At 48.9% G+C, this 10076-nt stretch carries 8 protein-coding genes; 3 read left to right on the forward strand and 5 right to left on the reverse strand.

All coding sequences use genetic code 11. The features are described 5' to 3' along the window. Window positions 1–292: 292 nt before the first annotated feature. The 3 genes from ACFFJ7_RS17800 (at window position 293) to ACFFJ7_RS17810 (ending at window position 3563) form a co-directional block, all read left to right on the forward strand. Window positions 293–1516 carry a hypothetical protein gene (locus ACFFJ7_RS17800; RefSeq protein WP_377594123.1) on the forward strand — a complete coding sequence of 408 codons (1224 nt, stop codon included), beginning with the start codon at window positions 293–295 and terminating at the stop codon, window positions 1514–1516. A 352-nt stretch (window positions 1517–1868) separates the two neighbouring features. After that, window positions 1869–2597 carry a DUF6270 domain-containing protein gene (locus ACFFJ7_RS17805; protein WP_377594125.1) on the forward strand — a complete coding sequence of 243 codons (729 nt, stop codon included), beginning with the start codon at window positions 1869–1871 and terminating at the stop codon, window positions 2595–2597. Window positions 2598–2669: 72 nt separating this feature from the next. Then, a complete protein-coding gene (locus ACFFJ7_RS17810) occupies window positions 2670–3563 on the forward strand; it encodes a DUF6492 family protein (protein ID WP_377594127.1) in 894 nt (297 codons plus the stop codon). A 552-nt stretch (window positions 3564–4115) separates the two neighbouring features. On the opposite strand, the gene ACFFJ7_RS17815 is transcribed toward ACFFJ7_RS17810, so the two are convergent. Genes ACFFJ7_RS17815 through ACFFJ7_RS17835 form a run of 5 tightly spaced genes read right to left on the reverse strand, consistent with a single transcriptional unit; the run spans window position 4116 to window position 9739 of the window. Beyond that, window positions 4116–5591 carry a mannose-1-phosphate guanylyltransferase/mannose-6-phosphate isomerase gene (locus ACFFJ7_RS17815; RefSeq protein ID WP_377594129.1) on the reverse strand — a complete coding sequence of 492 codons (1476 nt, stop codon included), beginning with the start codon at window positions 5589–5591 and terminating at the stop codon, window positions 4116–4118. Window positions 5592–5604: 13 nt separating this feature from the next. Continuing rightward, complete coding sequence (locus ACFFJ7_RS17820) at window positions 5605–6870, reverse strand: glycosyltransferase (RefSeq protein WP_377594131.1); 1266 nt, start codon at window positions 6868–6870, stop codon at window positions 5605–5607. Further along, a complete protein-coding gene (locus tag ACFFJ7_RS17825) occupies window positions 6867–7913 on the reverse strand; it encodes a hypothetical protein (RefSeq protein ID WP_377594133.1) in 1047 nt (348 codons plus the stop codon). Before ACFFJ7_RS17825 ends, ACFFJ7_RS17820 begins: the two co-directional genes overlap by 4 nt. Then, window positions 7913–9460 (reverse strand): glycosyltransferase family 4 protein, encoded by a 1548-nt coding sequence (locus ACFFJ7_RS17830; protein ID WP_377594135.1) that lies wholly within the window; start codon window positions 9458–9460, stop codon window positions 7913–7915. The genes ACFFJ7_RS17825 and ACFFJ7_RS17830 overlap by 1 nt, the downstream gene beginning before the upstream one ends. A 54-nt stretch (window positions 9461–9514) precedes the next feature. Further along, window positions 9515–9739 (reverse strand): hypothetical protein, encoded by a 225-nt coding sequence (locus tag ACFFJ7_RS17835; RefSeq protein WP_377594137.1) that lies wholly within the window; start codon window positions 9737–9739, stop codon window positions 9515–9517. Between the last annotated feature and the right edge of the window lie 337 nt (window positions 9740–10076).

The raw sequence follows: 10076 nt of genomic DNA on the forward strand, positions 1-10076 counted from the left end.
GCAATTCCGCTGATGGAAAAAATTGTACAGCGACGTCAAGAACGAACCGATCCGCGAGACGATCAACGAATAATTATGTCGTTTTCATTACACGAGACCTTGCGTTGAATATGAATAACAAACATAGTTTTCATTGCGGATAGAGGTATCATCTGTTAAACAAGGAAACCTTTCGAACCTGAAAAGTGAAATAATGCTTAATGTAGCTGACGCGATCGTAAAGCCGATTGGGATCGGCAGACAGGCGGTTAGGCTCGCATGCCTTGTTTCTGGCCGTGTCGATGATGTAATAGTGGCTTATGTTCAGGGTATAAGGGCTGGCGAAAGCCGTATTAACGGTAACTTCAGGGCAGGTGACGTTATCGAGTTTCCCATCAGGTACCTGCCGTGGGTCGAACTGCCGACTGAAATACGTTTTGCGCGGCGAGATAACGACGCTGACATTTCAGCACCCTTCGAATTGCGGACGGTTGACGAAGCCATCATGCTGGTCGGCATGGGGCAGATCGTTGTCGACAGCATGACCATATCGCAGGGCATTGTCCGCGGCGTGGCGTTCAATAGAACCAATGGACTGCTCAAGCCGCAGCTTTTCGCGCGCATCAATGGCCTGGTTCCGCGCTCTGTGGATATGGAAGAGCCCCGTCTGATGGACGAAGGAGGCGCCAGCTTCCGCTTCGCCGTCCAGTTGTTACCCACCGACATCAGCGACAGCGGGTTGTCTATCGAGCTGTATGTGGCCGGAGGCCGTACTGTTCTGGCGTCGCTCACACTTAGCCGACCTGCGAATGACGAGTTAGAGAGGCGGCTTATTGCCCTCGACTCGCGCGTGCAGCAGATACAGGATGCTTCCAGCTTTCATATCAAATCGCTGCGTAACGAACTCAAAGAGCAGATTACGGACGTTCAGCGCAGGGTCGACACTTTCATCGAATATGCTTCGTCGTTCATCTTCGATCGGATTGCTGGTGAGCGCAGGGAGGAAATCGCTCCGATCGATCCAGCCCTGCGAGCCCAGATGGAAAATCTGAGAAGCTTTATCAATGCGGTGCCGGCGATTTCCAACGGATCGAAGAAAAGTGAAAGCGCTGCTCCGACCACCGCTACTTATGTCGACATCAATTCCGACCTGTTTACATTGGGCTGGTATGCTGTCGAGGTGGTGGACGGAAACAGTTTTCGCTGGATGAGCCGCACAGGCATCATTTTCAACCCCGACCCTGGCAGGATCATCAACGAAGTCTTGATCGTCATCGACAAGGTCTACGGCGCGACCTCCCCCCTGCTGAACTGCTATTTCGACGCCTTGCCGGCAGTTCTGGATATCACCGAGGATCCGGCAACATCGCGATTCATGGCGCGCTTGCAGTGGAGTGACGACATACCCGCCATTCCCGTGCAAACGTTTCGAATCGAAAGCCAGATAAGCGCCTCACCTGCACGAGCAGAAGGATCGAACGACGAACGCATTCTCTCGATTGCCATCCGGGAGGTCGTGTTTTTTTATCGAGTATAAAGTCATTCGGATAGCATAATTTACATGCTTTAAGATTTAGAAATTATTTGATGAGCGCTTGATCGCCCAAATTTAGATCTGTTTTATGTTTAAGTGTATTTTCAGCTACCTGAATATAAAAACAAAATTGGAAAGGGAATAATTATATTCAGCACGCCTTCCTAGCCCTCAATTTAATTTTCTTGCTTATGAATATTAAACATTTAACACAAATGCCCGCGGCGAGCGGGTTTGTCGCCATCTGGTTGACATAAACAGATCTATAGCCTATGTGTATAATACTAGTCTTAATGTCAGAATAAGAGCTTTCATAGCAATTCGAACTCAGCGGACGAACAGGCAAGGAGCAAGAGTGACTAGCGTTCTTTATGTCGGCGGCTGTAATGCCGAGAACGTAGCAAATCGCCTCCCTGGAGTCACTAGGTTGCAAAAAATCTATCGACTGCCTACTGCCTGCATGGCTAATGAAGTATTGCCAGAAAGTGAGCTTGATTTTTTTCGCCAAGATCCACGCATTTGGCAGCGAGCAAGCTATGAGGCGGAGAAGCGATTTCTTGAGCCACTTACAGGCTCCAGATTTGATATTATCATTGTCGATTTTTGGCGTGATAGCTATATAGAGTTGATTGATGTTAATGGTACACTTTTATCTTATGGTTGGGAGATTATAGAAAATATTGATTTTCAAACTCTTATAAAAAAAAAATATCGTATAATCACAATAGGTAGCAGCGAATATCAAGCTGCGTTTCAAGCAGGTATTTGTGCGTTATATAAATTAATAGAGGTCTATCAGCCAAACACGCGAATGATCTTTCTTGATTGCCCTCCCGTTAGCCGCTCGAAACATAACAGGGAAATCATCCAACTTAGTGCCCGTTTCGGTTATGAAAAATGGAAAGAAAGTTATTTAACGTATAAAAGCGTGTTGAGCTCTTACGTAACACATTTCCCGCGTTCATCTATTTTCGCCTTCAGTGATGAGGCATGGACTAGCCCCGATGCTCCTTGGGGAGAAGGTGCGATCCACTATGCTCCTGCTTTCTATGAGGAAATGGCTCGTTTGATTAACATTGAATAAGGTTCCGCCCCGCATAGACGTGGCTGCACTTGGGATTCGACCTGTATCGGATACGGCAAGGGAGTTTTCCTTATGGAAAGAGCTATTTTCTGTAAATCATTTCGCGACGATTTTTCTCGACTTTCGCTGCTTATTGATAGCTGGATAAGCACGAACCAACATTTACCATTGCTCATTTCGGTTCCTGATTCAGATTATGTTCTTCTGCGCGAAACCATTTCTGTTCCCGCGAACTGTACTATAATAACAGACGAGTCATACGTAATTGAAGGAGAAAAATTTAAATACGGATGGTATCAACAACAGGTGTGCAAGCTTTCTATTTATAGATCAGGTTTTGCAGATTCATATCTTATGATTGATTCAGATTCATACTTTGTGTCCCCAATAAACGATAATTTATTCTACACCGATAAAAAGAAAAATGTCATCGCTTCTAGTATATATACAAAATTTTCCCCCATTAACAATAGTCTGATAGACCTTATTAAGAACGGGAATGATGTACCTCCCCTTTTTGAGAAAGAAGGCTCTCTAGCCAACTTCGACGCAATGTTGAAAGAAGTAATATTCGAACATGAAAGATTGCAAGCTGCAGGGGTGCAATCCAAATCAGATAGAGAATTTTATATCAGAAAGATTTTTTCAGTAAAAAAATTATCTGTTCAGCCAGCGCAAATATTCCATTCGTCCATTCTTACTGTTTTTTCAGAATTTCTAAAAAGATATAATCTGAATTTTTATGATGCGATCCGTCTATCCCCTTGGGAATATAATTGGTATGCTTATTTTTCTCTGTCAGAGCCAAACTTAGATATCGTAGGAATACGGTCGCCTGTACTTCATTTTGCAAGGGACTCTGATATCGAGTACGCGAAAAAGATAGGAATTACCAAGAAGGATATTGAATGCTATTTTCATGCCGTTCAGATGGCGGCGCGCCACATAGACACATTGAGCTTTTAAGATAAGTTTATATAATAAAATCTCCATCGTTAAGGTCCCCTAATAAAACCTATTGCTTGCCCTGAAGTATATAAATATTGCGGCGATGACGACGAAGGCGCGGTATAAACTGGCATGGAGTTCGTATCGAATGGTCAGGCGGCGAAATTAATTGATACACGCGTACGTGCGTTCGATCATCCAGCGATATCTGCTGAGTTTGGCCGAATTTTCAGCGTCATACCTCGCGATCTGAGCCGTGACGCCTCTCCTGCGCAGGCTACGCCAGCAACGGTCGAAGTCATGTCATAGCCTTTGTCGGCATGGAGCTTGCCGGGGCGTTTGCGTGGCCTCCCGCGCTTGACGCAGATCGGACAGCAGAACTTCATGGGGCAAGCGCCCCCAAGGGTAGCCGTATAGAGCACGAATAGGATACCCAAACACCTCGCGGTTGCCGAACTGCACAGGCCGCCCTTCGGCCCTACCTCTCGACTGGCATCAGCGATGCAATTCCCGCCCAAAATTCGTCAGGAAGCAGTTTCTTGGCCATGCCCGAGAAATCGCTCGGAATGGTTAATAAACGGCTTTGTTAGGGCTCTTAGCTATGTTTTCCGTTGTGGCGATTCTCGCATAAATATCCTCGATACGCACAATGTCATCCTCGCCTAGATAGGGGCCGGACTGGACCTCAATCAGGTTGAGCGGCACCTTGCCGGGGTTCTCAAGGCGATGCACACATCCAAGCGGGAGGAAGATCGATTCATTTTCGCGTAACAGTATCTGCTCGCTGTCTCGTGTCACCATTGCCGTTCCGTTCACCACCACCCAATGCTCGGCCCTATGGAAGTGCTTCTGTAGCGACAGCTTTGCACCTGGGTTGACGGTGATGCGCTTGACCTGGAAGCGATCACCCTTGTGGATCGATTGATAATACCCCCAAGGGCGATGCACTTGAACTGTCTGGGTAGCTGCAACATGGCCTTCGTTGCGCAGCTGCTCGACGATCTTCTTGACCTCCTGATCCCTTGACTTGTGCGTCACAAGGACGACATCTGGCGTTGCAACGACGACGAGATCGTCGACGCCAAGCGCGGCGACGAGCTGGCCTTCCCCGCGCAGATAGCTATTGCGGACATCATGTGCCGTCACTTCACCGATCATCACGTTGCCGTCGTCGTCCTGCTGCCCGATCGCTGCGAGCGCCGACCAACTTCCCACATCCGTCCAGCCACAGTCGGTAGGTACGACGACGGTGAGGTCGGTCTTTTCCATAACCGCGTAATCCACCGCAACCGACGGACTTTTGACGAATGCCGCCTCGTTAAGACGTATGAAATCGAGATCCTGTCCCGCTTCGTCCAGTGCCGCCCGACTTGCGGCCAATATCTCAGGCGCGTGGCGTTCAACTTCCGAGATAAAGGTCGACACGGGCAGCAAAAAGATGGCGCTGTTCCATAAATATTCGCCCGATGCGAAATAATTTTCTGCGGTCCCGCTATCCGGCTTCTCCACAAAACGTCGGACAGCATAAACTTCAGGATACTCCGTTTCCATGCCTCGCTGAATATAGCCATATCCCGTCGCAGGCTCGTAGGGTTTCACGCCGAAGAGCACGAATTTCCCCGCAAGCGCCGCGTCGACACCACGGCAGATTGAATCCAGCAGCGCCGCCTTGTCCTGCACAACATGGTCTGCCGCCATCAGAAGGATCAGTCCATCCGGATCACGCCGGCTCTCGATCAGCGCCGCTACAGCAGCGGCGGCCGTGGTGTTTCGTCCAACAGGCTCAAGCACGATCGTGGCGTCGTTGATACCAAGTTCACGCAGCTGCTCAGCAATAACAAAACGATGTTCAGCATTAGCAATCAAAATAGGCGCTGCGAATATGGAGCGGTCGGCAACCCGTAGTGCGGTCTCCTGCAACAGGGAATGCTCGCCCGCAAGCGGCAGCAACTGTTTGGGAAAGGCTTCGCGCGACAACGGCCAAAGGCGTGTCCCCGTCCCTCCCGAGAGAATGACAGGTGTGATCCGGATTGATTTCGCGTTCATTTCTCACCTTGGTTCAGCTGTTAGCTAAAACGGTATGATCTCGGACTGGCTCTGATGACGAAGATCTAGTAGTCAACGCCTTGAATTGTCTGGCAAGGGGCCTGGCCTTCTTCAATTCAGCCGCCAAGCGGTCATATTGCGCTGAAACATCGGCCATATAGCGAAAGTAGAGCTCACGGGAAGCACGCAGCAGGTCGGGACGCAAGGACAGATGTGACCTGTAATCCGCCATCGCGTCGACCACATCCTCCACTCTTGCGAGAGTGTGCAAGGCATGCGTCGTAGGCAACCCCTCAAAGGCATCGTTGGTTCCGATCACAGGATTGCCGAAAGACAACGCTTCTACTGTCTTGATCTTGAGACCTGTGCCGCCGACCATTGGGTTGATAACACAATCAACATTGCAGTAAAAATCGTCGAGTGCGTCAACAAGCCCCATCTTGAAAGGCGCGGATTTCAGATGGAGATCGCGGCGGCAGATTGTGCCAGCCAGCGTCCAGCTTATCGGCTCTTCTATTTTTTTGGTGAGCGCAGCTTTCCTGGCGCGGGGATTTTTCTTGGCTTGCACAGCTTTACTGGTAAGGGCAGCATCTAGTTCACGCACGGAGTTCACATTCCACGGATTGGCACTGCCGAGATAACCGAAGAGAAAAAATGCTTCGGTCTTCCTATGGCCCAACAAAAAAGACGGTGGAATGACATGACCGATCGTGACTACTTCTGATCGTTGCATCAAGCGTATACGTTCCGCCTCATTGTCTTGGATGCCGATAACGATATCCGCACGCTCAAAGCCTTGTCGCTCTTCATCAGAGGACGTAAAAAACCAGCGCGGATCAAGATTGTTCTGTTCAAGTATCTTGTGACGATTACTGAACAAATCGTGAGAATCAATCACCTTGCAAGAGATGTCGAGGCCAAGCAGAACACGCGACATCCACACATAGTTGACTATAATCGCATCATATCGATATGTTTTGAGAAGTTGTTTTGTGTAGTCACAAAGTTCGTCCGGGCACCAGTCGTCTATCCCCCAACATGATGGATATTTTGGTCTCCTCAGAGGGGACGAGCGCAGAAAGAAAAAACGATGCCAGAAATCTTGCATCGCAATCCGCTGATCGTTGGTTAGCCCCTCCATGCCGTAGTACAAGTAATCCAGAACGGCGCCTCTTAATTGCAGTTCCTTGCCAAACGCGAGAATACGGGCAGCGTTTCCCTGGTTCGTCGGATGCGACGGAACGGGTGAGACAACAAGTATCCGAAGAGCCGCGCTCATGGAACAACCTCAAGCCGATCCACACAGAAGCCGACTTGTCGACCTCCATCTATATTGCACATATGCCGGCACCCGATTGAAAGAACGGTAAAATCAGCCGACGGCTCCAAAATTTCAACCACGAAACGGCCACTGGTCGCGGACCACTTTTCTAAAGTAAATGGCATAATGCAGCCATCGACCATTATTCGGGCATCATCGAGATTTCGGGGGTCATTCGTGTTGACTACCGTTAACTTTAGCCGCAATTTATCCGGCCATGCGTCTAACCTGCCAATGAATATACGTAGATGGGGTGATGGGCCACTCCAGAGCCATGCATAACCACTATCACTCTCGGATTTATATTCACCATCATGGATAAAGCGGGAGGCAGGAAATACAAGAGAAACGTGCTCAGATACGGAGGGAAGCTCTATCGAGACTCGAACCTCATTTGGCGTATTTTTTACTATATTCTTTTTTAGATAAACGCTCTCAACTGGATCATCACGAGACACCAAAACATTAAATCCGCCAACGTTATATTCAGGTAAGATCAATCTAAATTTTTTATGATAGGTTCCCGCAATCAAAAAGTCGATAGATTTACGCTCGTCCAGGACACCATCGGGCCAAACGTCGGTTTCGGCATCGGCTGAGACAAGGACGGCAATATCGCCGAAGCCAAAAAACGAGCGAATCAGCTCTTTGTCAACACTGCTATCAAGATACAAAATAGTAAGTTTGTCTCTGCCGCTGGCGCCCTCCCGCAACACCGGCTCCAATTCCGGCCCCAAAGATAGTATTGGAAAGTGCCCACCTTTTTGCTGAAACCGGAAGAAGAAGTCCCTTACCTCAGCGCTGAATCGCTCTGGCGCCGCAACACCGACGAGCACATCGCCCATGATGCCGCTGAATCCCGCAGATGGAAAAGTGAGATCGACAACCCTAACCCCCCCGAAGACGTGGTCCAAAAAACGCCCGATCGCCATTGCAGCAGCGAATGAAAGCGCGGTACCGTTTTTTCGCGGGATGTCTCGCGTATGGTGAACGAACAACATCAGTGGGCGAATCCATCGATAATGAGCGATATGGGCTTTGCCGTAGTTCTCTCTGCGCCAGACGCTACGTCGTCATCTTCCGACACGTCCCATTGGAAGCGAATGTTACGTATGGCAAAATGCGAAGGAACAATCGAATCGATAAAACGATCAAGCTCAGTCATATACTGAGATAGATCGGTTGATGACGGCCAAGCAACGCTGATGCGAAAACCTCCTGTCAGCCGTCTGACCTGGTCCAACTGGGAACCCGAAAAACCACCTGTAGTTCGCTCCAGCTTGAGCGTTTGCGGCGACATACTATCAATATTTTTACCATACACATGTTGTATCTCAGTGACGTTTCCTTCCTGCCGCGTTTCTTCATAAGACGCATTGATAAAATTCGCGTATCGCGCCCCGACCGATTCAAGAGACAGCTCTGTTTGCGCGAACCTCCGCGCCTGGGTAGCAAACGCCGCCCTCAAATCCGGGTTATCAATCAACGCACAGATTGCCCGCTCCAAGGCCACGCTGGCACCAACAACGGGGAGATGAACGACGGTATCACGAGGCAATTCAGAATATGCCGCCGTATCGTTAACAATACAGCACTTTCCCACTGAGAAAGCCCGCGCCAAAGTGCCTGAGCTTTCTCCGACCGAAGGGAAACGAAGATTAACGACGAGATCGGATGCACAGATGTAGGCGTCCAACTCGGCTTCCGAAACGTATCCTGTAATGTGCGTCACAGAACTCAAACGCGGATAAGAGCGTACGGTTTGGGACAGGGCATACTCTTCCGGACGTTCAGGACCGGCATGAATCCAACGAAACTTATAACCGTTTGCGAGGGCGTTCTCGAGCGCTTCCATAAGCCAGTCGAAACGCTTCACTTTTGTTGCAAAGCCAGACGTTAAAACAATGACGTCGTCTGCATCCAGACACAGACGTTGGCGCGCTTCCGCGACGCTCGTGGCTTCTATTGAAGGTGCAAAATGCGGAATGACAGCCATGTTATGGATGGTGTCATCTCCATGTACGGCTCGCATTTTGTTTAGAGCAAATTTTGAATGAACGATAACGCCTTTCGATAGTCGAAGAACTTCATCTAGAGCATCAAATAAAACATAATTTGCGGCCGTCTTTATGCCTCGCTCTTTCCATTGTCTTGAATAGACTTTGGAAATACTAGACGAAGACGAACCCATGCGCGCCAGAATTGCTTCAAGGCTTGGAGAGGTTACCTCATACAAGTACAGGAGATTGAGATCATGCAGCGAAACCACGCCGGAATAGCGGCGAAGAGCGTCGAGCACAAAACCATGTCCTGGATTATTTCCTATTTGATGTAAAATTTTGTCTCCCTCTCCGAGCCATCGAAACGCCTGACGCTCGTCACGTAAAGAAACACCTATAGGAATAGTTCCAAAAATTTCATCGGTATAGGCGATGCAGGAAAAGTGCTGGCTCAACGGCGCTAAGAGCATGTATGCATAATCTGCAATACCGTTGCGCGCTGGCGGCAAGGGAGTGAAGCAACTGAGAACGTGCTCGGAGCCGTCCATCACCGTAAATCCTTCAGGGTACTGAACTCAGAAATTTTCACAGCATCATTCAAGCTAAATAGTTCCCGCTTCAAATGGCCGTGGTACAAATTTTTGATCTGTATTGATATTGTGCGATATAACATATAGAATTTTAGAATTATTCTTTTTGAGAATAATGGGATATGCGGCTACGTAGGAAACGGCATACTCTCTCCCTGCGCGCATGGCAACGGAAGAATTTTTTTCCAGCGCTTGGGATCGTTCCGCTTGCTGCTCAGCCGTAAGTCTGCTTGCCATGTCTAGGTCCTACGAAGCGCTTGAGATCGCTGAAACGTACCCCATCAGGTGGAGGAGATCAATCATACTTAAGCTGCTCAGCAGCCAGTAGCTAAAACCTCATAACAAGATTCAGTTGCCATTCCAAACCTTTATACGAGGGATTCTCTCCCGCGCCTATTTCTGGAAGCTGTTAGAATCAAGAGGATACAAATTTTTGTATAATTCAGCGTAGATTCCCGATTGCCCCTTGGTTTCGGTTGCTGTTTTCCTGCGTTGACCAGATATCAAGTTGCTGCGACAATTTGACCGCAGCCACCTCGCCCATAGCCGCTGACCTGCCCCCCGGTCGTCCCTC

It is taken from the genome of Pseudochelatococcus lubricantis (assembly GCF_042432495.1).
Taxonomy (GTDB): domain Bacteria; phylum Pseudomonadota; class Alphaproteobacteria; order Rhizobiales; family Beijerinckiaceae; genus Pseudochelatococcus; species Pseudochelatococcus lubricantis.